General features: G+C 41.5%; 19 protein-coding genes. 16 read left to right on the top strand and 3 right to left on the bottom strand.

The features are described 5' to 3' along the window. Window positions 1–55: 55 nt before the first annotated feature. Complete coding sequence (gene rpoH / locus AABS66_RS07485; RefSeq protein WP_206083500.1) at window positions 56–931, top strand: RNA polymerase sigma factor RpoH; 876 nt, start codon at window positions 56–58, stop codon at window positions 929–931. Between the two features lie 102 nt (window positions 932–1,033). On the opposite strand, the gene AABS66_RS07490 is transcribed toward rpoH, so the two are convergent. Continuing rightward, on the bottom strand, window positions 1,034–1,423 hold the full coding sequence (locus AABS66_RS07490) for a VOC family protein (protein WP_206083501.1): 390 nt from the start codon (window positions 1,421–1,423) through the stop codon (window positions 1,034–1,036). Continuing rightward, window positions 1,410–1,835 (bottom strand): aspartate 1-decarboxylase autocleavage activator PanM, encoded by a 426-nt coding sequence (gene panM, locus AABS66_RS07495; RefSeq protein WP_353166362.1) that lies wholly within the window; start codon window positions 1,833–1,835, stop codon window positions 1,410–1,412. The genes AABS66_RS07490 and panM overlap by 14 nt, the downstream gene beginning before the upstream one ends. Window positions 1,836–2,214: 379 nt before the next feature. Between panM and AABS66_RS07500 the strand changes: the two genes are divergently transcribed. The 12 genes from AABS66_RS07500 to AABS66_RS07555 all read left to right on the top strand — a co-directional run bounded on the left by AABS66_RS07500 (window position 2,215) and on the right by AABS66_RS07555 (window position 17,210). After that, window positions 2,215–3,324 (top strand): branched-chain amino acid ABC transporter substrate-binding protein, encoded by a 1,110-nt coding sequence (locus tag AABS66_RS07500; RefSeq protein WP_272539209.1) that lies wholly within the window; start codon window positions 2,215–2,217, stop codon window positions 3,322–3,324. Between the two features lie 103 nt (window positions 3,325–3,427). Continuing rightward, window positions 3,428–4,354, top strand: a complete 927-nt coding sequence (gene livH / locus AABS66_RS07505; protein WP_206083504.1) for a high-affinity branched-chain amino acid ABC transporter permease LivH — start codon at window positions 3,428–3,430, stop codon at window positions 4,352–4,354. Continuing rightward, entirely contained in the window at window positions 4,351–5,622 is a 1,272-nt protein-coding gene (locus AABS66_RS07510; RefSeq protein WP_206083505.1) for a high-affinity branched-chain amino acid ABC transporter permease LivM, read from the top strand. The genes livH and AABS66_RS07510 overlap by 4 nt, the downstream gene beginning before the upstream one ends. Continuing rightward, the gene (gene livG, locus AABS66_RS07515; RefSeq protein WP_430224739.1) at window positions 5,619–6,398 is read left to right on the top strand and encodes a high-affinity branched-chain amino acid ABC transporter ATP-binding protein LivG; all 780 of its coding nucleotides are present in this window, start codon (window positions 5,619–5,621) and stop codon (window positions 6,396–6,398) included. The genes AABS66_RS07510 and livG overlap by 4 nt, the downstream gene beginning before the upstream one ends. After that, complete coding sequence (gene livF / locus AABS66_RS07520; RefSeq protein WP_206083507.1) at window positions 6,398–7,099, top strand: high-affinity branched-chain amino acid ABC transporter ATP-binding protein LivF; 702 nt, start codon at window positions 6,398–6,400, stop codon at window positions 7,097–7,099. Before livG ends, livF begins: the two co-directional genes overlap by 1 nt. A gap of 782 nt (window positions 7,100–7,881) precedes the next feature. Continuing rightward, window positions 7,882–9,549: a urocanate hydratase gene (gene hutU / locus AABS66_RS07525; RefSeq protein WP_430224740.1), complete on the top strand. Its 1,668-nt coding sequence runs from the start codon at window positions 7,882–7,884 to the stop codon at window positions 9,547–9,549. 51 nt (window positions 9,550–9,600) lie between these two features. Beyond that, the gene (locus AABS66_RS07530; protein WP_272574012.1) at window positions 9,601–10,785 is read left to right on the top strand and encodes a CaiB/BaiF CoA transferase family protein; all 1,185 of its coding nucleotides are present in this window, start codon (window positions 9,601–9,603) and stop codon (window positions 10,783–10,785) included. After that, the gene (locus AABS66_RS07535) at window positions 10,782–11,921 is read left to right on the top strand and encodes an acyl-CoA dehydrogenase family protein (protein ID WP_353166356.1); all 1,140 of its coding nucleotides are present in this window, start codon (window positions 10,782–10,784) and stop codon (window positions 11,919–11,921) included. Before AABS66_RS07530 ends, AABS66_RS07535 begins: the two co-directional genes overlap by 4 nt. Before the next feature lie 283 nt (window positions 11,922–12,204). Beyond that, window positions 12,205–13,644 carry a purine-cytosine permease family protein gene (locus tag AABS66_RS07540; protein ID WP_219244611.1) on the top strand — a complete coding sequence of 480 codons (1,440 nt, stop codon included), beginning with the start codon at window positions 12,205–12,207 and terminating at the stop codon, window positions 13,642–13,644. Between the two features lie 152 nt (window positions 13,645–13,796). Further along, window positions 13,797–14,552 carry an electron transfer flavoprotein subunit beta/FixA family protein gene (locus tag AABS66_RS07545; RefSeq protein WP_430224741.1) on the top strand — a complete coding sequence of 252 codons (756 nt, stop codon included), beginning with the start codon at window positions 13,797–13,799 and terminating at the stop codon, window positions 14,550–14,552. A gap of 15 nt (window positions 14,553–14,567) precedes the next feature. Further along, the gene (locus AABS66_RS07550; protein ID WP_206083513.1) at window positions 14,568–15,518 is read left to right on the top strand and encodes an electron transfer flavoprotein subunit alpha/FixB family protein; all 951 of its coding nucleotides are present in this window, start codon (window positions 14,568–14,570) and stop codon (window positions 15,516–15,518) included. A 9-nt stretch (window positions 15,519–15,527) separates the two neighbouring features. Beyond that, the gene (locus AABS66_RS07555; protein WP_430224742.1) at window positions 15,528–17,210 is read left to right on the top strand and encodes a 4Fe-4S dicluster domain-containing protein; all 1,683 of its coding nucleotides are present in this window, start codon (window positions 15,528–15,530) and stop codon (window positions 17,208–17,210) included. Between the two features lie 93 nt (window positions 17,211–17,303). On the opposite strand, the gene AABS66_RS07560 is transcribed toward AABS66_RS07555, so the two are convergent. Then, on the bottom strand, window positions 17,304–18,017 hold the full coding sequence (locus AABS66_RS07560) for a UTRA domain-containing protein (RefSeq protein WP_206083515.1): 714 nt from the start codon (window positions 18,015–18,017) through the stop codon (window positions 17,304–17,306). Window positions 18,018–18,293: 276 nt separating this feature from the next. On the opposite strand from AABS66_RS07560, the gene AABS66_RS07565 reads away from it, so the two are divergent. The 3 genes from AABS66_RS07565 (at window position 18,294) to AABS66_RS07575 (ending at window position 23,307) form a co-directional block, all read left to right on the top strand. Next, a complete protein-coding gene (locus tag AABS66_RS07565; RefSeq protein ID WP_371007269.1) occupies window positions 18,294–19,547 on the top strand; it encodes a hypothetical protein in 1,254 nt (417 codons plus the stop codon). Next, a complete protein-coding gene (locus tag AABS66_RS07570) occupies window positions 19,544–20,674 on the top strand; it encodes a hypothetical protein (RefSeq protein WP_272681740.1) in 1,131 nt (376 codons plus the stop codon). Before AABS66_RS07565 ends, AABS66_RS07570 begins: the two co-directional genes overlap by 4 nt. A 323-nt stretch (window positions 20,675–20,997) precedes the next feature. Next, window positions 20,998–23,307, top strand: a complete 2,310-nt coding sequence (locus AABS66_RS07575; protein WP_206083517.1) for a M66 family metalloprotease — start codon at window positions 20,998–21,000, stop codon at window positions 23,305–23,307. The last annotated feature ends 59 nt before the right edge of the window (window positions 23,308–23,366 follow it).

The following is a 23,366-nucleotide window of genomic DNA, read 5'->3' on the forward strand; positions in this document are numbered from 1 at the left end:
ATGATGGTTATCAACATCGAATAAATTTCATTCCTAATATTTATAGAGGATCTGAATGACCAAAGACATGCAATCATTAACGCTTGTTCCGCAAGGAAGTATTGAAGCCTATGTTCGAGCTGCTAATGCTTACCCAATGCTGACCGCTGAGGAAGAAAAGGAACTTGCTGAACGGCTGCATTATAACGGCGATCTGGATGCTGCAAAGCAACTGATCTTATCGCATTTGCGCTTTGTTATTCACGTTGCTCGTAGTTATGCAGGTTATGGTTTACCGCAAGCGGACTTAATTCAGGAGGGTAATATCGGCCTGATGAAAGCCGTGCGCCGTTTTAACCCTGAAGTGGGAGTGCGCCTCGTTTCCTTTGCCGTGCATTGGATCAAAGCGGAAATTCATGAATATGTTTTGCGTAATTGGCGAATTGTTAAAGTTGCCACTACAAAATCGCAGCGTAAATTATTTTTTAACTTAAGAAAAAATAAGAAGCGTCTTGGTTGGTTTAATCAAGACGAAGTCGATATGGTCGCCCAAGAGCTTGGTGTGAGTACCAAAGATGTCCGCGAAATGGAATCACGCATGGCGGCGCAAGACATGGCATTTGATATGTCAGATGACGACGACAGTGCTGATTTCGGAGGCCCTGTTGCGCCTGTATTATTTTTACAGGATAAATCATCTGACTTTGCTGGCTCAATTGAAGATGATAACTGGGAAAGCCATGCAACTGATCGTTTAGCGGATGCGCTAGACTCATTAGATGAGCGCAGCCAAGATATCATTCGTGCTCGTTGGTTAGATGACGACAACAAAACCACATTACAGGAATTAGCCGATAAATACGGTGTTTCTGCGGAACGTGTTCGTCAGTTGGAAAAAAACGCAATGAAAAAATTGCGTCTAGCGATGGAAGAAAACGACGACGAAATGTAGTCCATTTCGCCCCAAGTTATCTGCATTTATTGCCTCTAAGAGGGAATAAATGCAGATGCTCATATCAATAAGTTATACAGCTAACTACAGCAGACTTCATATTTATTCATCACTATACAACTCTAACGGCAGGCCATCAGGGTCAGCAAAAAACGTAAATCGTTTTTGTGTATAGGGATCGGTCCTCACCGCTTCACATGTAATGCCTTGTTTTGTTAAATAGGCAATCCACTCATCTAACTTATCAACGCTAAAAGCCAAATGGCGAAGCCCTGCGGCTTCAGGGTAACTAGGCCTTGCTGGTGGGTTTGAAAAGCCAAATAATTCAATTTGATAGAGCTCACCAAATGCTAAATCGGCCTTCCATGAGTCATTGTGAGGGCGATAATGTTCACTAAGTAAATTCAGCCCTAAAATGCGGCAGTAAAAATCTTTACTGACTTCATAGTGGGAAGCGATAATCGCAATATGGTGAATTTTATTTAATTTCATTTAAATGGCCTACGATGAGTTTCCATACACCAGTCTGTGAAGTGGCGTGAAATCCACAAGTGGTTAAAAATGCATGCATGACTTGAACTTGTTTTTCATCTAACTGATTAAACTTAAATTGCCATACCATGACTTCTGGGTGTGCTCGGTGTATTTCTTGTAATAAATAAAGGCCAACACCGCGCCTACGAGTGACTTCTCGCACGCAAAAATCATCAATAATGCCTTGTTTTTGGTCGATGGTGACTTTTGCTGCGGCAAGTAATCTATCATTAAAGCGGGCTGCATAAATTAAGTGCATTTCACCGAACGGTTGTACACGTTTATCAATCTTCTGGTCTGGCCAGATTTTATCCAAGTCTTGGTACTGCTGCTCAGTAGGATTGACCAAAGGGATAATAGTGAGTCTCATGATGTTTTATCTGTTTCCCTGCAAGGGTTGCAGCTACTCGTCCTGCCAGAGTGATCTGTAACCGATTTTTTGATTTTAGAGAGAAAAATTTTGTCAGACTGCATTTTCCGAGTTTCACTCGGATTAATTTAAATTTAACTAGAATATAACACTAGTATTTACAAAAAACCTACTTAAACACATCAGTTTTTTATTCTGCATCTAATGTAATAACCTACCATATCCATTTGCTATTTAGCATAATTATCTTGTTTAATACTATGAAATATATAGCCTTATTCGCTGTATTTTGAAATATCAGGCATTGTACCTGTCAACCATAATAAACGATTATAAATCAAACACAAACACTCAGAACCATGAAGACGGGGACGATAAAATGAAGAATATAAATAAAGCATTATTAGCGGGCTGCATCGCAATGGCGTTCAGCTCAGCAGGATGGGCGAAGGAAATTAAAATAGCAGTTGTGGGCGCGATGTCTGGCCCTGTCGCACAATATGGTGATATGGAGTTTACAGGTGCTCGCCAAGCGATTGCAGATATTAATGCAAAGGGTGGGATCAATGGCAACACATTAGTTGCCGTTGAATACGATGATGCATGTGATCCGAAACAAGCGGTTGCGGTTGCAAACAAAGTTATCAATGACGGAATTCGCCATGTTATTGGTCATTTGTGCTCCTCTTCCACACAACCTGCATCGGATATCTATGAAGATGAAGGCATTATCATGATCACGCCTGCGGCAACCAATGCGGATTTAACGACACGTGGTTACCAAATGGTGCTGCGTACAACGGGTTTGGACTCTGACCAAGGCCCTACGGCAGCGAAATATATTCTTGAAGAAATTAAGCCGTCACGTATCGCTGTTGTTCATGATAAACAACAATATGGTGAAGGTTTAGCGCGTTCTGTTCGTGAAAGCCTCAATAAAGCAGGGACGAAAGAAGTGATGTTTGAAGGTGTCACGGCTGGAGACAAAGATTTTTCTGCCTTAGTCGCGAAGCTGAAAAAAGAGAACGTGGACTTTGTTTACTTTGGTGGTTACTACCCAGAAATGGGGCAAATTTTACGCCAAGCAAAACAGGCAGGCCTGAATATTCGCTTTATGGGGCCTGAAGGTGTGGGTAACTCTTCGCTGTCTAACATTGCAGGTGATGCATCTGAAGGGATGTTAGTGACATTGCCAAAACGTTATGACCAAGTCGCAACTAACCAACCAATTGTTGATGCCATCAAAGCGAAAAAAGAAGACCCAACGGGGCCATTTGTGTGGACAACTTATGCGGCAATCCAAGGTTTAACCACTGCAATGGAACGTACAGGGAGCATTGAACCTGAAGACTTAGTCAAAGATCTGAAAGCAAATCCAGTAGATACCGTGATGGGTACACTGAGCTGGCAACCAAATGGTGACCTGAAAGGGTTCGAATTTGGTGTGTTTGAATGGCACAAAGATGGGACTTCCACTCCTATAAAATAGTACCCAGTAGTGTTCCAACGTAGTGAACAATAACCGGAAGTGAGTTGACTCGCTTCCGGCTTCTGTTCTCTATTCAGGACAAGCAGTTCGAAAGGAAAGTCTTATGTCAGATCAAATTCTTTATTTTATTCAGCAATTTCTTAATGGATTAACCCTTGGCAGCACCTATGCGTTGATCGCTATTGGTTATACGATGGTGTATGGCATCATTGGGATGATTAACTTCGCCCACGGTGAAGTGTATATGATTGGGAGCTACGTCTCTTTTATCGTGATTGCAGGCTTGATGATGCTAGGGATTGATGTTGGTTGGATCCTCGTAGCAGCCGCCTTTATTGCGGCGATCATCGTTTCCAGTGCGTATGGTTGGAGCATCGAGCGAGTCGCTTATCGGCCAGTGCGCCATTCTAAACGTCTGATCGCATTAATCTCAGCGATCGGAATGTCAATCTTCTTGCAAAACTATGTCAGCTTGTCTCAAGGCTCCCGCGATCTTGCATTACCTAGCTTAATTACAGGCCAGTGGGTATTAGGGGAAAGCGATGGTTTTGAAGCAACCGTGACAAAAATGCAGCTCACTATTTGGGTGGTTACGCTCCTTGCCATGTTGGCATTAACCCTTTTTATTCGCTATTCGAAAATGGGGCGTGCTTGCCGTGCTTGTGCTGAAGATCTCAAAATGGCCAGTTTATTGGGGATCAATACTGACCGTGTTATCTCACTAACCTTTGTGATCGGTGCTGCAATGGCTGCTGTAGCAGGGGTTTTATTGGGGCAATTTTATGGTGTGATCAATCCTTACATTGGCTTTATGGCAGGAATGAAAGCTTTTACTGCTGCAGTATTAGGTGGGATCGGCAGTATTCCAGGTGCTATGTTAGGTGGCTTGATCCTCGGAGTTGCAGAGGCGATGACTTCTGCTTATTTAAGTACTGAATACAAGGATGTTGTGTCATTTGGTTTATTAATTGGTGTTCTGTTAATCATGCCGACCGGCATTCTGGGACGTCCGGAGGTCGAAAAGGTATGAGAAAAGAAAATTGGATTAATGCCATTGTGGCATCGGCAACCTTCTTTGTTTTAGCCTTATTTATGATGGGCTTACAGCTTGCGCTGGATGGTACGAAATTGGTGGTAACCGTGGGGGATTCTGTTCGTTGGAACTGGATCATCGCTGGGATTGCGATCATTTTTGTTTATCAATTGGTTCGCCCAACCTTAAGCAAGGTTTGGCAAGGTGTACCTAAAAAAGCGTGGTCGATCCCTGATTTTGACGGCTCGACGACTAAGCAAAAAATTCTTGCTGTTGTTATCATTATCGCAGCTATCATTTGGCCATTTATTGTTTCACGTGGAAGCGTTGATATCGCCACCTTAACCCTTATTTATGTGATGTTAGGGTTGGGGTTAAACGTGGTTGTGGGCTTATCGGGCTTATTGGTTTTAGGTTATGCTGGCTTTTATGCGATTGGCGCTTATACCTTTGGTTTGTTAAACCATTATTATGGCTTTGGTTTCTGGGAAAGCTTACCAATAGCAGGGCTAACAGCCGCATTGGCTGGTTTTTTACTGGGCTTTCCAGTTCTAAGGTTAAGGGGAGATTACCTCGCCATCGTAACGTTGGGTTTTGGGGAAATTGTCCGTATTTTATTACTGAATAATACGGAGATTACGGGAGGTCCAAATGGGATCAGCCAATTGCCAAAACCGACGTTTTTTGGCCTCGAATTTAGCCGAACAGCAAAAGATGGCTGGGATACTTTCCATAACTTTTTTGGGTTAGATTATAATCCAGGGGATCGGATCATTTTCCTTTATTTTGTCGCTTTATTGCTGGTGGTTTTAACCCTATTTGTGATCAATCGATTACTGCGGATGCCATTAGGCCGCGCTTGGGAAGCTCTGCGTGAAGATGAAATTGCATGTCGTTCACTTGGCTTAAGCCCGACGCGTATCAAACTCACTGCATTCACTATCAGTGCCGCATTTGCGGGGTTTGCGGGAACGTTATTTGCCGCAAGGCAAGGGTTTATTAGCCCTGAATCATTTACATTTGTTGAGTCCGCGTTTGTTTTAGCCATCGTGGTACTGGGGGGAATGGGCTCACAAACCTCTGTTATTTTAGCGGCGATTATCTTAGTTGTATCAAGGGAAATGATGCGTGACCTCAACCAATACAGCATGTTACTGCTGGGTGCATTGATGGTGTTAATGATGATTTGGCGACCGCAAGGCTTATTGCCGATGAAACGCCGTCAAGTTCAGGTGAAAAAAATACCTGAAGGGGAGGGGGTATGAGCCAATTAACCACGCCTTTATTACAAGTCAGCGGGTTAACCATGCGCTTCGGTGGTCTACTTGCTGTGAATAATGTTGAGCTTACCCTTAATCAAGGGGAAATTGTTTCTCTAATTGGGCCAAATGGTGCAGGGAAAACAACCATTTTCAATTGTTTAACGGGGTTTTATAAGCCAACTAGTGGAACGATTTTGTATCGAGAAAAGCATCTCGAAGGTCTAACAGGGCAAGCTATTGCGCGTCTTGGTGTGATCCGCACATTCCAACATGTGCGGTTATTTAAGGAAATGACTGTCATCGAAAACCTGTTGATCGCGCAGCATCAGCATTTAAAAAGTGGTATTTTTTCAGGGCTTTTGAAAACGCCAGCATTTCGCCGCGCAGAGTCTGAGGCTTTAGACAATGCAGTTAAGTGGTTAGAACGTGTGGATTTACTACCATTTGCCAATCGGCAAGCGGGTAACTTAGCTTATGGCCAGCAACGTCGGTTAGAAATTGCACGCTGTATGGTGACACGCCCTGAAATTTTAATGTTAGATGAACCCGCAGCAGGGCTTAACCCAAAAGAAACCAATGACTTGGATGATTTAATTGCCGAATTACGGACTCATCATAATGTTTCAATTTTATTAATTGAACATGATATGAAGCTGGTCATGGGAATTTCAGATCGCATTTACGTCGTCAATCAGGGCACACCATTGGCGAATGGCACACCGAGTGAAATACGCCAGCATCCTGATGTTATTAAAGCCTATTTGGGGGAAGCTTACTGATGTTAGAATTTAAAAAAGTTTCTGCTCATTATGGAAAAATTCAAGCATTACATGAGATTAGCTTAAATATCCAAAAGGGTGAGATTGTCACCCTGATTGGGGCAAATGGGGCGGGTAAAACCACGCTTTTAAGCACGCTTTGCGGTGATCCAAGGGCCTCTGAAGGGCAAGTATTGTATCGTGATGTGGATATTACTCAGTTACCGACCTCAAAAATAATGCGTGAAGATATTGCACTTGTGCCAGAAGGGCGACGAGTTTTTTCCCGTATGACTGTGGAAGAAAACCTTGCGATGGGCGGCTTTTTTGCCACGCGCCAACAATATCTAGAACGCATTGAGCGAGTGTATAAGCTGTTTCCTAGGTTATATGAGCGTCGTACTCAGCGTTCAGGGACGATGTCTGGTGGGGAGCAGCAGATGTTGGCAATCGGACGAGCATTGATGAGCCAACCTGAATTATTGCTACTGGATGAGCCTTCATTGGGACTAGCGCCAATCATCATTATGCAGATATTTGACACTATCCAGCAGCTGCGGGAAGAGGGAATGACAATTTTCCTCGTGGAGCAAAATGCGAATCAAGCCCTAAAACTCGCTGATCGTGGGTATGTATTGGAAAATGGGCACATAGTGCTAGAAGATAGCGGGAAAGCGTTATTGGCGAATGAGGCAGTGCGCAGCGCTTATCTCGGTGGCTAAAATTTTCGTCATCCTTCGCGCTGTGGCGGTGTTGGCTTCGTTCACTAACCCTAGTCACATACTTGTGTATGTTCCTAGGGCTTAGCTTCACTTGCCGCCTAGCCACAACGCGAATGATTTAGAAAATTAAATTTTCGTCTCCCTTCGTGCTGTGGCGGTGTTGGCTTCATTCGCTAACCCTAGTCACATACTTGTGTGTGTTCATAGGGCTTAGCTTCACTTGCCGCCTAGCCACAACGCGAATGATTTAGAAAATGGCAGTAAGTTAGAAAATTAAGTCATCATTCACTTTTTTGATTACACGGGTTACTTGTTGATGCAGGTAGCCCGTTTTTGTTTTTTATGTACTGCATTTTGGGCGGCAGTGTAAATTTGGTCTCTATACATTGTTGCAAGGTTCTGTGAAGCGACTCGCAAATCCGTTATTTGCTTGTTTCTATACATAAAATTAAATGTATATACAACTTTTCCTATAGAAACAGAGAGCTACTTATTGTTGTATAACTCCCCTTTCCTTCAGACCTCCACTCTTCGTATAAAATTTCAAAATTAAATGTATATACTTTGTGAAGTAAATGTATATATATTTAAACGCAAGAGAAATAGCTTCAGTGAATAAATAGCTTTGAGCAAGTTGGTGAATCATTAATCAATTGATTTTCAATTGATTAATTGACTTAAAATAAAAGTGTACAGTCACTAACAAAGTACCTCACAGATTATTATCACCAAAAGTTGTTAATTTAGCGTTAATTAAAAAATGGATGATAGGGGATACAACCATGTTAAACCGTACTGACTCAACACGTGTGATCCGCGCACCCCGTGGCAGCGAAAAAACCTGCAAAAGTTGGTTGACTGAAGCCGTTTACCGCATGCTTCAAAACAACCTCGACCCTGAAGTGGCTGAACACCCGCAAAGTCTTGTGGTGTATGGTGGCATTGGTCGTGCAGCCCGTGATTGGGAGTGTTACGACAAAATTTTAGAGGTGCTAAAAACACTGGATGACGACCAAACGCTGTTAGTCCAGTCAGGTAAACCTGTTGGTGTATTCCCAACCCACGCTGATGCGCCTCGCGTTCTGATTGCTAACTCCAATATCGTGCCACACTGGGCAAATTGGGATCACTTCAATGAGCTAGATCGCAAAGGCTTGATGATGTACGGCCAAATGACGGCAGGATCGTGGATTTACATCGGTTCCCAAGGGATCGTCCAAGGTACATACGAAACCTTTGTTTCACTAGCAAAACAACATTTTAACGGTAAGGCAGCAGGGCGTTGGATCCTAACTGGTGGATTAGGTGGGATGGGCGGTGCACAGCCATTAGCGGCCACGATGGCTGGGTTTAGTATGATTGCTGTCGAGTGTGATGAAAGCCGTATCGATTTCCGTTTAAGAACACGCTATGTCGATAAAAAAGCGACTTCCCTTGATGAAGCGCTGCAATACATCGAAGAAGCCAAAGTTTCTGGCAAGCCTGTTTCTGTTGGCCTATTAGGCAATGCTGCGGATGTGTATAGCGAATTAGTGAAACGCAATATTACACCTGACTCAGTCACCGACCAAACCAGTGCTCACGACCCTGTACACGGCTATTTACCGCAAGGTTGGACATTAATCCAATGGCGTGAAAAACAAGAGACTGCACCAGCCGAAGTGACCAGCGCTGCGAAAAAAAGCATGGCCGTGCAAGTGGATGCGATGTTAACCATGCAAAAACGTGGATCAGCAGCGTTTGATTACGGTAATAACATTCGCCAAATGGCTAAAGATGAAGGAGTGGCAAATGCCTTTGATTTCCCAGGCTTTGTTCCTGCTTATATCCGCCCTCTATTTTGTGAAGGCATCGGCCCATTCCGTTGGGTAGCCTTATCTGGCGATCCTGAAGATATCTACAAAACAGACCAAAAGGTCAAAGAATTACTGCCTGACGATAAGCATCTACATAACTGGCTAGACATGGCGCGTGAGCGAATTGCTTTCCAAGGCCTACCTGCGCGTATTTGTTGGGTTGGCTTAAAAGACCGTGAAAGATTAGGACGTGCTTTCAATGAGATGGTGAAAAGTGGCGAACTAAAAGGCCCTATCGTGATTGGCCGTGATCACTTAGATTCAGGCTCGGTTGCTAGCCCTCATCGCGAAACGGAATCGATGAAAGACGGCTCTGATGCAGTTTCCGACTGGCCATTACTGAATGCGCTACTAAATACCGCGGGTGGAGCGACATGGGTGAGCTTGCACCACGGTGGCGGCGTTGGCATGGGCTTCTCTCAACACTCGGGTGTTGTGATTGTCTGTGATGGCACTGATGCTGCGGATAAACGCTTAGCGCGCGTTCTGCACAATGACCCTGCGACAGGCGTGATGCGCCATGCGGATGCAGGGTATGACATCGCCATTAATTGTGCGAAAGAGCAAGGTTTGAATTTGCCAATGGTGAAGTGATGTCGTTTGCCGGCTTAGGTCGGCAACTTTCTGGAAAATAAGGAATTCAGTATGAATGCTGCGTCAACTCAGAAAAGACAAGGGCCACTGGCTGGGATCAAAGTGATTGATTTAAGCCGTGTTTTAGCAGGGCCTTATTGCACGGGAATGATGGCTGATCTCGGTGCAGAAGTGATCAAAATTGAAGTGCCAGATCATGGGGATGACAGCCGCCACTTAGGGCCTTTTATTGAAGGTGAAAGTGTTTATTACGGCTTGATCAATAGAGGGAAGCGCAGCATCGAGCTGGATCTCAAAGCAGAGGAAGATCGCGCCATTTTATTTCAGCTGGTTAAAGAAAGTGATGTAGTGGTCGAAAACTTTCGCCCAGGTGTGACCAAACGCCTTGGTATTGATTTTGACAGTTTAAAGCAGCACAACCCAGCACTGATTTACGCAAGCATTTCCGGTTTTGGGCAAAATAGCCCATTAGCGAGCTACCCTGCTTACGACATTGTGGCACAAGCTATGTCAGGGCTGATGAGCGTGACGGGTTTCCCTGAAACGGGGCCAACGCGCAGTGGTGAATCTATTGGTGATGTGTGTGCGGGGATGTTTGCCTCTTGGGCGATTAGCAGTGCGTTATTTGCCAGAGAGCGCCATAACGAAGCGGCGCAATATATCGATGTTGCGATGGTGGATGTTTTGCTCAGCATGCAACTAACGGGACTTTCTAACCTATTTGCACATGATAAAGCACCGAGTTTAGTGGGTAATCGTCACCCTGTATCCACACCATTTGATACTTACCATGCCAAAGATGGTTTAGTGGTGATTGCCATTGCGAGTGAAAAACTGTTCCAACGTTTTTGTGAATGTATGGGAAAAATGCATTTATGCCAAGACTCACGCTTTCAAGATGACCCAAGCCGTACACGCCATCATGGGGAGTTAAGGGGGGAAATTGAGGGGTGGACTGCGCAAAAAACGGTAGATGAAGTGTGTGATTTACTGCTAAATGCAGGGGTTCCCGCCTCGCCTATTCATAATCTACAGCAAGCGACACAAAGCGAGCATGCTCAAGTTCGGCAGGTTCTCACACACCTGAATGATGGTGGGACTCCATTGATCTCTCAGCCAGTGTTCTTTAATGGCAAAAAACCCCATTCAACACGAAGAGCCCCTGTTTTGGGCGAAGCAAATGCACTGTATAAATCGGCAAGAACAATAAGCAAAAATAGGGAGGCCGTACAATGAGTTTTGAAATTAATGAAACAGAACAAGCTATTGTGGATGCAATTGAAAAAGTGTGTCGCGATATTTTGCAACCCAATGCACAGCGTTACGATGAAACGGAAACATTTTGTGCAGAAAGCTTAACCGCATTAGGCGAAATGGGCGCTTGGGGAATTAACCTACCTGAACAATATGGCGGTTTCGGCCTTGGTAGTATTGCGATGAGTATGATTGTTGAAGCGGTCGCGGCAGCTTGTGCCTCTACATCATCCTCTTTAACCGCTCATTTTTTAGCCACTGACTCCATTTTGATTGGTGGAACCGAAGAACAAAAAGCCTATTGGTTGCCGAAAGCTGCATCCGGTGAGTTATTGGGGGCTTTTGGTTTAACTGAACCCGCTGCGGGTTCGAACCCTGCAGATATGCGTACTATTGCAACACGTGAAAATGGTGGCTGGCGTATTCGCGGGAATAAGCACTATATTACTAACGCCAAAGAAGCGGATTTTATTGTGTTATATGCCAAAACAGATGTTGAAGCGGGGGCTCGCGGTATTAGCGCATTTATGATCCCAAAAGGCACTGAAGGGGTGGCATTTTCTCAGCCAGAAAAAACCATGGGGTTACGCGGCAGTACAATTTACGAGCTAGCACTGAATTGCTGGCTACCTGAATCTGCCTTACTCGGTGAAGAAAATAAAGGCTTCCATACTGCAATGGAAGTCTTAGACAAAGGCCGTGTTGAAGTCGCTGCAACGTCACTGGGCATTGCCCGTGCGGCTATGGAAAGCACGCTGGGCTGGGTGAAAGAGCGTCAAATTGGCAAAAAACCACTAGCAGCTTACCAAGGAACACAATGGCGTCTTGCGGATATGCATACACAGCTTGAAGCCGCTCGTATGTTGACTTGGCGTGCCGCGGAACTGCGTGATTCAGGTGAGCGTTTTAGTTTGCAATCGGCGACAGCAAAACTGTTTGCGGCGGAGTGTGCGGGGTTTGTCACTGATGCTGCGCTGCAACTTCATGGGGGATATGGGTATATTCGTGATTTACCCCTTGAGCGGTATGTTCGTGATGCACGTATTTTGCGTATCTTTGAAGGCACATCCGAAGTTCAAAAAATTATTATTTCGCGTGCTGTATTGGATGCAGTGTAATTTATTGAAATCATTATTTTTACCAGAAGCGGGTAGACGGGACAGGCGGCTACTCGCGAGTCAAGCAACATAGGAAGCACTACCTGACAACAGGATCATGGAATTAAAAACACAACAACAATCAGGTTTAAGAATGTATTTCAATTATTGATTATGGGTGGATAACAGATAAAACATCACCCAATGTAATGTGTAATTACTGTACTCACCATTACGGTTTTTACGAATTCATTACAGTTAATTGGTTCATTCTTTAAGCCAGCCTGCTTAAAGAGGAGTTACCATGACAGTTTCAAACGACATCGCAACAGGGCAAAAAGGTCGGCAGGACAATGTCCCGCTTATTGAAGCGCGTTCCATCGATTACATTCCTGAATCTGAACGCCATGGCACCTTATCTAGCCAGTTTACACTTTGGTTTGGTGCTAACTTACAAATTACCGCTATCGTTACAGGGGCGCTCGCTGTTGTGCTTGGGGGCGATGTATTTTGGTCATTAATTGGATTATTTATTGGTCAATTATTAGGTGGAGCTGTGATGGCATTGCATGCGGTGCAAGGGCCTAAACTGGGACTACCTCAAATGATTTCAAGCCGTGTACAATTTGGTGTTTATGGTGCGGTTATTCCTATCTTATTGGTTTGTATGATGTATGTTGGGTTCTCTGCCAGTGGAACGGTATTAGCAGGCCAAGCGGTTGGGCAGCTGCTTCATGTGACGGATTGGGTTGGGATCTTAATTTTTGGTGCGGTGATTATCGGGATCACTATCTGTGGTTATCGGATCATTCATATTTTAGGTAAGGTCGCGAGCGTTGTTGGTGTCATTGCATTCTTTTATCTATTCTTCCGCTTGTTTTACATGAATGATGTCTCCGTATTAATGGAAAATCGCCATTTTGATTGGACACATTTCTTATTAGCCATGTCACTCTCAGCATCTTGGCAAATTGCTTTTGGCCCTTATGTTGCTGACTACTCGCGTTATTTACCAACTAAAACACCAACTATTAAAGCCTTTCTGGCGGTGGGTTCAGGGACGGTCATTGGTACTCAAGCGTCAATGATTTTAGGAGTGTTTGCAGCGGCCTTAGCGGGGAATAAATTTGCAGGCAACGAAGTTTCCTACATTGTGGGATTGGGAAGTACAGGCCTCATTGCTGCACTGTTATATATCACAATTTTCTTTGGGAAAGTGACCATCACGGCGTTAAATGCATACGGTAGCTTTATGTCGATGGCGGCAATTGTTTGTGGGTTTAGAGGGAAAAACACCATTACGAGAGGGCAGCGATTGTTCTTTATTATATTAATGGTGAGCTTTTCAACCTTATTAGGATTAGCAGGCCAACACTCGTTCTTAAAATTATTCTCCGCTTTCTTACTGTTTTTACTGGCATTCTTCACTCCATGGAGCGCAATCAATCTTGTTGATTACTATTGGGTGACCAAAGGTCGTTACGATGTCCCTGAACTGGCAAACCCAAATGGTCGCTATGGCCGCTGGAATAAAGTGGGTATCTTCACTTACATCATTGGCGTATTGATCCAATTACCCTTTATTTCAACAGGTTTCTATACTGGCCCATTAGTTGAACACCTTGGTGGCGTCGATGTTTCATGGATAGTGGGCTTAGTTGCGACCAGCATTATTTATTATATCGCGATTAAAAAATGGCCAATGTCTGTTGCTGATAGGCTGATATTACCAACCACGAAATAACCAAATGAACCATTTGATTTAATTAATAAAAGAATACATTGAGCGAGCCAATAGCAGTGAAGCTTTCACTGCTAAGGCTTCCCTCAACCTAAAAACGATTCAAACCACCTTAATAAAAGCCAATCGTTAATAGAATTGGGATAGGAGTTGCTATGAAAATTTTAGTCGCAGTGAAGCGAGTGATTGACCATAACGTTAAAGTACGCGTAAAAGCCGATGGCTCGGGGGTTGAGCTCACTAACGTCAAAATGGCGATGAACCCCTTTGATGAAATTGCGGTTGAGGAGGCTGTACGCTTAAAAGAAGCAGGCAAAGCGACTGAAGTTGTTGCCGTTTCTATTGGTGATATTAGCTATCAAGAAACTTTGCGTAGTGCGATGGCGATTGGGGCAGACCGTGCCATTTTAATTCAACGCCCAACGGAGTTAGTTTTAGAATCACTCGATATTGCGCGTCTATTACAGCAAGTGGTGGCAAATGAACAACCTGATTTAATTTTATTAGGCAAACAAGCGATTGATGATGACTGTAACCAAACAGGGCAAATGTTATCCGCATTATTAGATTATGGTCAGGCGACATTTGCATCACAAATTGTTGTTGAGGGTAACTCACTGCAAGTGACCCGTGAGATTGATGGTGGTCTGGAAACACTGGAGATGGCGCTCCCTGCGGTTGTGACAACCGATTTACGTCTCAACGAACCCCGTTATGCAACTTTGCCGAACATCATGAAAGCAAAGAAAAAGCCGTTAGATATCATCGATATTTCGAATATGAACTTCTCTCCTTTGGGGCAAACCAAAACTATCAAGGTGTCTGAGCCGAAAAAACGGGCAGGGCAATGTACTTTACTCAATGATGCAGCGGCATTAGTGAGCGCCTTACAAGCAAAAGAAGTGATTTAACCAAGGGGAATGACAATGAGCCAATCATCAGTTTTAGTTATTGTTGAGCATGATAACCAGACAATAAAATCATCAACTTTTCATAGTATTACGGCTGCACTGGATATTCTATCTGTGGGTGGACAATTGCATTTACTTGTTGTGGGCGACAACACTGAAAACGTGGTGGAACAAGCAGCGGGCTTAAAGGGGGTGAATAAAGTATTAACGATTCAATCAGATGCTTTGAAAGACCAACTGGCGGAACCCATGACCAGTGCGATTGTTTCTGTTGCACAAAATTATAGCCATTTACTGTTTCCTGCGACAACCTTTGGTAAAAATATCGCCCCACGTGTTGCCGCAAAATTAGGTATCGCACAAATTTCTGACATCACACAAGTTATTGATGACCAAAATTTTATTCGACCTATTTATGCAGGGAATGCGTTGGCAACAGTACAGAATAATGGGCAGCAGGTGGTGATCACTGTACGCAGTTCTGCATTTAGCGGCGTATGTGAAGCACAACATAGCGCAGAAATTGAACACATCACCCCAAATAAACTTATTCAACGAGCTCAATTGAAAAGCCAGTCACTCACACAAGTTAGTCGCGCAGAATTGAGCTCAGCGAAAGTCGTGATTTCGGGAGGGAGGGGGTTAAGTTCGGGTGAAAACTTTGCGTTATTAGAAACCATCGCAGATAAATTGGGTGCTGCTGTCGGCGCATCCCGTGCAGCGGTAGATGCGGGGTATGTACCCAATGATTATCAGGTGGGGCAGACAGGAAAAATTGTCGCGCCAGAGTTATACATTGCCGTTGGGATTTCTGGTGCAATTCAACATATTGCAGGGATGAAAGAGAGCAAAGTGATCGTTGCCATAAATAGCGATCCAGAAGCGCCAATCTTCCAAGTAGCAGATTACGGTATTGTTGGTGATCTGTTTGAAATCTTACCTGAACTTGATAAAGCGCTTGCGTAAGAGGTGCATATGGCTATCGACAATAGAGAAAATGTAAGCGAGGCTCCTGAGCGGGAATCGATGGAATTTGATGTCCTGATTGTCGGTGGGGGGCCTGCGGGATTATCAGCGGCGATCCGTTTAAAGCAGGTTGCTGCTGAGCAAGGCACTGAACTGTCAGTATGTTTGATTGATAAAGGTGCAGAAATAGGTGCCCATATTCTGTCAGGTGCAGTGATAGATCCTCGTGCATTAAATGAATTATTACCTGATTGGCAAGATAAAATTTCGACGCCGCTAACCTCCGTCAGTCAGGACAGCTTTTTATGGCTAAAAGAAAATAGCTCAAGCCAATTACCGTTACCACTATTGCCTAATTGTTTAAAAAATAAAGGAAACTTAATTGGTAGTCTAGGGCAAGTGAGTGCGGCTTTAGCTGTTGAAGCCGAGGCTTTGGGTGTTGAAGTTTTTTCTGGTTTTGCTGCAACACAGGTACTTTTTGATGATGCAGGCCAAGTCATTGGTGTGACAACGGGTGATATGGGGTTAGATAAATCGGGTAACCCAACGGCGATGTACCAACCTGGAATGAACTTGCTGGCTAAAATGACATTTTTTGCCGAAGGGTGTCGTGGTCAATTAGGTAAGCAGTTGATAAATCATTTTAATTTGGATTCAAATAGCAGCAAACAAAGCTATGGTTTAGGGATTAAAGAAATCTGGCAGATCCCGAAAGATCAGCATCAAGCAGGGTTAGTTATTCACTCTGTTGGTTGGCCGTTAGATAACCACACTTACGGCGGTGGGTTTGCTTACCACTACGGTGAGAATTTAGTTGCGATAGGGTTAGTTGTTGGTCTGAATTATGAAAACCCGTATTTATCTCCATATGAAGAGTTTCAACGCTTAAAAACACACCCCGCCTTTAGCACTTTTTTATCTGGTGGGGAAAGGCTCAGTTACGGTGCGCGAACGATGGTTGCTGGGGGATTATCCGCACTCCCTGAATTGAGTTTTCCTGGGGGCGCATTAATCGGTGATGATGCTGGATTTCTCAATGGGGCCAGAATTAAAGGAACACATTGTGCAGTAAAAAGTGGATCATTGGCTGCAGACGCTTTTTTAGCGTGCTTTAAAAATCAGTCGATTGATTTTACTCAATTTACTCTTGAATATCGCCAAAGATTTGAGCAGAGCTGGTTATATCAAGAGCTTTACCAGACTCGTAACTTCAAACCTTATATGAAAAATGGATTAGTGATGGGCTCAATGTTATTTGGTGTAGAGCAATTATTGTTAAAAGGCCGTAGCCCATGGACATTAAAGATTAAACAGGCGGATCACGAAAGATTGAAAGAAGCTAAAAACTTCAAACCAATCACTTACCCTAAGCCTGATGGAAAACTGACCTTTGACCGACCCTCTTCTGTATTTTTATCGAATACTAACCATGAAGAAGATCAGCCTTGCCATCTTAAACTGGTAGATACAAATGTACCGATTCGAGTCAATTTAGAGAAATATGCCGCGCCAGAAACGCGTTATTGTCCTGCTGGGGTCTATGAAATTATTGGCGAGCAACACCAAGAGAAGTTACAGATTAATGCGCAAAATTGCCTGCATTGTAAGGCTTGCGATATTAAAGACCCGCAGCAAAATATTACTTGGACTGCACCGCAAGGTGGGGAAGGGCCAATATATCAGGGGATGTGAAAACAAATTTGTTGTGATGCAGATGTGCTTGATGTCTTTTTTATATTTATCAGTCGCTTTGGGGCAATTTTGCCCCATTTTTTTATCTTTGCATTAATTCTCAATACGCGAATGCAATTTTAATTTGTAACGAGAACCTGCTGTGACCATATTGACGTAGCTAATCAGTGTATTTCCAGTCCAAGTTCGACGCCTAAGTTGCAGGCAAGGTGAATTTTCTTTAATCGATAATGATTGAGCGATGGATTTTGTGGCTAATGCCGCTTCTATGGTGTGTTCCATTTCACTTACAGGAAAATGGCGTTGTAAATAGCCACTTGGTGTTTCTGTATCCCCATATTTTTGCTTAACAAATTCAGGAACGATTGCGTGGTTAACGTAGCGTTCTTCCAACATGAGAGGGATATCATTTTCAAAATGTAGTACTTTACAATAACCGACCTCACTTCCTTCACTAATTCCGAGTTGTAGCGCAATTTCTGCAGATGCAGGGATGACTTTTAATTGCAGTTGATGCCCACTATACTTCTTGCCGCTTAGGGATATTTCATCAAAGATATCAAATGCTTTTGTCACTGGAAGCTCATGCTTTTGTGTCGCAACAAAAGTACCTTTACCTGCAATTCGGTTTAAAATCCCTTTTTGGCTTAATTCAGAAATGGCTTTGTTTACTGTCATACGGCTGACATTAAACTGCGCACATAGCTCAAGCTCTGTGGGAATCTGTGTTTCGGGTTTAAAAATACCCAAATCAATGCTGCGTAAAATGTAAGACTGAATTTGCTTATAAGCAGGTTGTGATGTCATCGCTTTTATTCAAAATTGTCGTTAGAGGAAGGCCGAGTAAATCGATTTTATTGCCATATTATATGTATAGACTTTTTTGTGATTGCAAGTTTATCAGTAATTATTGGCTTTACTAGTAGATAGCGCGTATTTCGAAATATAAAACCTCGAAAAATAGGTGCTTAAGGGCACTCGTCATTATCTGAATTATTTTATTATAAGATAAGTTTCACTAGGGCAATATGCCTTTATTTATTATCATAATGTTAAATTTACTTAGCGAAATAGGCATTATTCATGCGAGTTCAATATTTCCATGTCAATCTTACTCAGTGTGATTATCAAAATGTCAGTCCAATTGGTATGGCAAGGCTGATAGCGTCAGGGAAAGTTTTTTTCTTTAATCAAGATGACTTTAAAAATAGTAAGATTTTTTTGGAACGCCTACAAGAAGGCGATTCTTTGGTTATTTGTGCAGAAGAACTGAACGATGGCAGCTATTGGTTAGAATGGGTCTATCATGAAAAACATGGTCGATTAGAGCCCGATAGAAATGTGAGTTTTACGCGCTCTCTTGGCAAACAATATATCATTTCGCTGGTATTAATGGCCTTGATCCCTGTGGTGTATTATTGCTTTATGGCTGCGGAAGATAGCTTTTTAATGATAGCGCTGGTGGCAATTTTAGGTTGTGCCGCTTTTTGTGGCATCGTTTTATTTGGCCTAGCCCTTGCACAAACGAAGCGCATTATTAGTCCTAAACGAAAACAAATTTTAAAAGTATTAGACCTTATTATCGAGGGGCGATTCAAAATTAACGAACAAAGCCCATTGATTGAAATTGACGGTATTAAAAACCCTAAATCTAAGGCCAGTAATTTACGTAAGGCTAAAGATATTAGCATTGATAAAACCTCATTATCGGTTACTCGCGGTAAGGTGAATATTACAGATAATCGAAGTTTGACCATTAAGGCAGGGGATACAGAGCAAGCGCTAAACCTTATCAGCTTACAAATTAATAAAAGCCATATGGAGGTTTTAGTTTCAGCCAATGAGCCTTTGTTTAATAACCACAACTTATTTATTGCGCAAGGTGATGAGCTCGAAGTTCTCCATAAAAATATCCAAGATCACTCAAATGAACAGGCAATATTTGGTATCTATAACCATCAAGATGGACTTGCCTATAGCTTAATTGGCAGAGGGGCACCTCAAGAACGTGGTTTTTATTTCGGCTTATGGGGATTTACCTGCTTTCTTTTAATTTTCTTTGTTCTTATTGCTGTCGGGCTAACAACTTCTGAAACAATAGAGAAAGGCAATTATTGGGACTATTGGGATTGGGTTAATATCTTAGATACAGGAGGAATGTATATTAGCGTTACGACAACCATTTTATTGGGGATAAGCTTTTCAATTGGTTTGGGCGTTGCAATATATTACCAATTCTCTCGACGAGGTAAGGCCTATTATCAATCACAATATATTTTGAAACATTTACGTCGCCAACATGGTCAAACAGATTATGTGACGGAGGTGCGTTCATGAACCCCTTTCTCAGTAAGCGTTTTATCTTATTAACTGCAGTTTTTGCATTAAGTTTGTTATCGACCGTTTTAATTTTTGTGCGAGACGGTAGTATTGCTTGGCAAATAGAACATCATCAAGAAAACCGTTCTGCAATTACCAATTATGATTGGGCGACGACTTTCCCCGCTGAAAATGGCACATTAATTGTGACGCAAAAAAGCCAGAGTTCAAATTATTACTACTCATCATATAATCCATACGCATATGAAAGAGAATATGACTACCAAGTATTATTTGCAGATAATCAAGGTATCCGTTTTATCACTCGTGGTGATAAAAGCTTTTATAATGCGATATGTGAGAGAAAACAATGCTTATTGTTTCTTAGAGATGGCTACCAAACTATCGATTTAACAACACTATCAGCCAGTAACATTATGCCATGGGAAGATAAATCTGGCGTTCAATTTGCAGGGTTGATAACAGGTAAAATTTATCAATCTAAAAATTATCCTGCTTATGTTGTGGCAAATAATGAAAAAATTTTTGTTAGCCAAGATAAAGGTATGACATGGGAACATTTTATGGATGTTCGGGAGCTCGCTAAGTCACTGTACCCTGAGGAAATAGAGAGTCGCTCTGAATTTGCTTTTGCCACATACAGGGACAAAGTCGTTATGTGGTATAGCTATGGTCATCAAATGGGATCGTTGGAAGTAGTTATGGATATTCCGACTAAACAAGTGGTTAGTAGTAAATGGCTACCCGTGCGTATTAATGAAGCAGCACAAAACCTGAATGGTGATATTTTTGTTATTGCTCAAGAACCGTCTCGCCGATTGTTTTCGTTAATGCAATTTCACCCCAATGGAAACTTCGAATTAATCGCAGAGAGTGGCTATAACAATTTACATAGTTTAAATGTTGGTAACCAAGGATTAATTGTTTCGATTTCAGGTAATGGCTCGCAACAATATTTGATGATGGATATTGCTACAAAGAAAACTCGCTATCGTCCAGATCTCTCACTATACAAAAAAATATTTAATGGGGAAAACCAGTCTTTTATTGAAGTAGAAAGTACTTACTCGAATGAGGGAACTCTCACTAGAGGTGCTCAGGTTTCTTACCAATCTGCTTTTTAATATAGCTAATCTATGAGGTGTGTTATCACACCTCTATTTAATAGTATAGTTATACAATATTTTAGTATTTCCATAATGAGTTAAGTCTGTTAAATAATATTTAACGAATTAAGGCGTCTAGTTTATTTTTTATTTAACATTAATGATTGATTTTAATTATCTTACTTTTCAAGTTGATGGGGATTTGAATTGGAAGTAATTTATTAATTTGAATTACTATTATTTTTATTTAATTCTTTAATATTGTTTCCTCTTTAAATTATATGACAATTAATGGCTATTTAAAGTAAACAATCCGTCCAACAAGAAAAGGCAGATTTTAAATGAAAAAAAACATAACCTATTTTAATAATTCTAAATATGATAGTGATACTTATGGTGATCTTAAAGGTACGGTCTATTATGTGCAAAATAGTATTATACCCGCAAAAAATCATGTGAGTAATGATATTCAACCAACGTTAATATCAAATAGAAAAACAATGTTTATGTTTAAGCCTCATGACGATTTATTAAGCGAATCTCCTATTCGAATTGCTATTTATAATGAAAATTCTGATATTTTATTTAATCAGGAAATGTTATCTCCTGAGCACCTAACCAAGACCTGTTCGAACGTATATGCTGAAATAGAGGCTGATTTTTCACAGCCATCCTATTTTGATTTTACCTTAGATAATAGTGAACAATTACAAAACGCTAAAGATCCATTGTATTTTAATAAGTTTATTGACGAATATAACACAATAAATGTAGTAACTTATGATGGCGGATACTCTCCATCCTTTGAGTTATTTTATAATTTGGATTATGCGGGTAAAAAAGTGTTATTCCAATGTACATCAACATGGGGGATTTCAATTCTCTTTAATTCTACAAAGAAAAATCTTGAACAAGGGGATTCCTTATTACTTGTTAATGAAAGAGGGACATGGTACGAGTCAACTGACAGCAATAGTGATGGAAAGTTTTTATCAGAAATTCAATATATAGGAAATACTTGGTCTGTCGTTGTTCCTCAAGATGTTATTCAACCAGGAATAAAGCTTAAATTTATCCGAGATAATAAATTTGGCTTTATTGATAAGCCTATAGTAAGAGCACCTAATCAGTTGTTCTTAAATACGATTGCAATTGGTATGTTAACTCCCCATAGAGAGAAATTTGAATTTCAAGAAAACCCTGAATATCATCGTCAATATTTTCAACAAATTCCAGTATCTCGTTTAATCGTCAATACATATGATCCTATCGATTTAGATGAGGTGATGCTGTCTGATGGACGCTTACTTACTGGCCATGCACCAGGGAATGGTGGCTGGCACGATGGAATTATGAGGGAACAAATTGCCAAGTCACTGATTGCTTCAGGAATTAACTATGCAAATTATGGTATCAATGTAACAGGTAGAGAGCTTGGTCCAAGGGGAAATACATCACAATTTACAGTACATACAAGTATAGGGATGTATGAGAATGGCATACAAGTTCATGGAGGATCGGGTGGAAGTGGCATGGTGACGCTAGATGACACGATAGGAAATGAATTTAGTCATGAAGTTGGGCATAACTTTGGTTTAGGGCATTACCCTGGGGATTTTGATGGCTCAGTTGCTCAGATCCCAACTCATCGAAACTCTACATGGGGATGGGACTGCGATAATAATTTTTTTCTGCCTAATTTTAAACAAGATATCACCAACAAACCTACATATCTAGAAGATGAAGGAATTGGGCCGTGTGCACCCCCTTTTGAAGGCCACTCTCTTGGTAGAGATGCTATGGCGGGAGGCAGTCCAATGTATGAGAAGCACAATGTTTTTACTTTACATACACCATATTCATTATTTTATATTCAAAATGATTTGGAGAGCAAAGCGATATTTGATCCAAATTCTAAAACAGGATTTAGCATTTGGAATAATCAAGAAAATAAAATGGTAGAGTATGAGAATAAGGTAAACAAATATGATTTTAAGTGGGTCACTATTAAAAATTCTGTAGATATTACAGCTGATTATATAAATGATTACTTTGAAGAAAATAAATATATTTATATTGATATTTATGACGGGAATTGGGCTGGAAATGTTTATTTTCCAGATGCGAATGATGACAATAATGGCAATGTTATAAAAATCAACTCGAGATCTAGTTATGGTGTTTATTTACATATGAATGGAACTATTTTATCAGCTGAAAAAAATATTGAATTATACTATGTCTCAAATGGCGTTATTTGGGTTATTGAAGACGAACCTTATGTTGACTTGGTTCCTTTAGAACAAGGTAGGAAAGTAATTACTATTATTGGGTTTTACGATCCACGTAATGAATTACCAAGTTATATATACCCTCCGTTAAATTCAGCATATGGAATGATATATGAATCAGATAAGGTTATGGATAATAGTAATTGTTACCTTGAGGTTGAATATACTGATGGTTTATTGAGTTTCCATAAGCTGAAGAATATTAGAGTTAGAGATGATGAAATGAATCAGTTTCATATTAATGTGAGTCGAGATTTATCTCCAAAATTAGCTCGTATCATTGTTCGGGGGGGGGTTGTCGCGGAGAAGTCAATAAATCTTGGGAGTGATAATTTAGCATACACAATTAATGAGCATTAATTATTTTAAAGCTAATGCCATTATTTAGATTAGAATTAAAATTGATGGAATCTTTAAAA

It is taken from the genome of Providencia sp. SP181 (genome assembly GCF_050446505.1).
In the GTDB taxonomy this organism is placed as follows: Bacteria; Pseudomonadota; Gammaproteobacteria; order Enterobacterales; family Enterobacteriaceae; genus Providencia; species Providencia vermicola.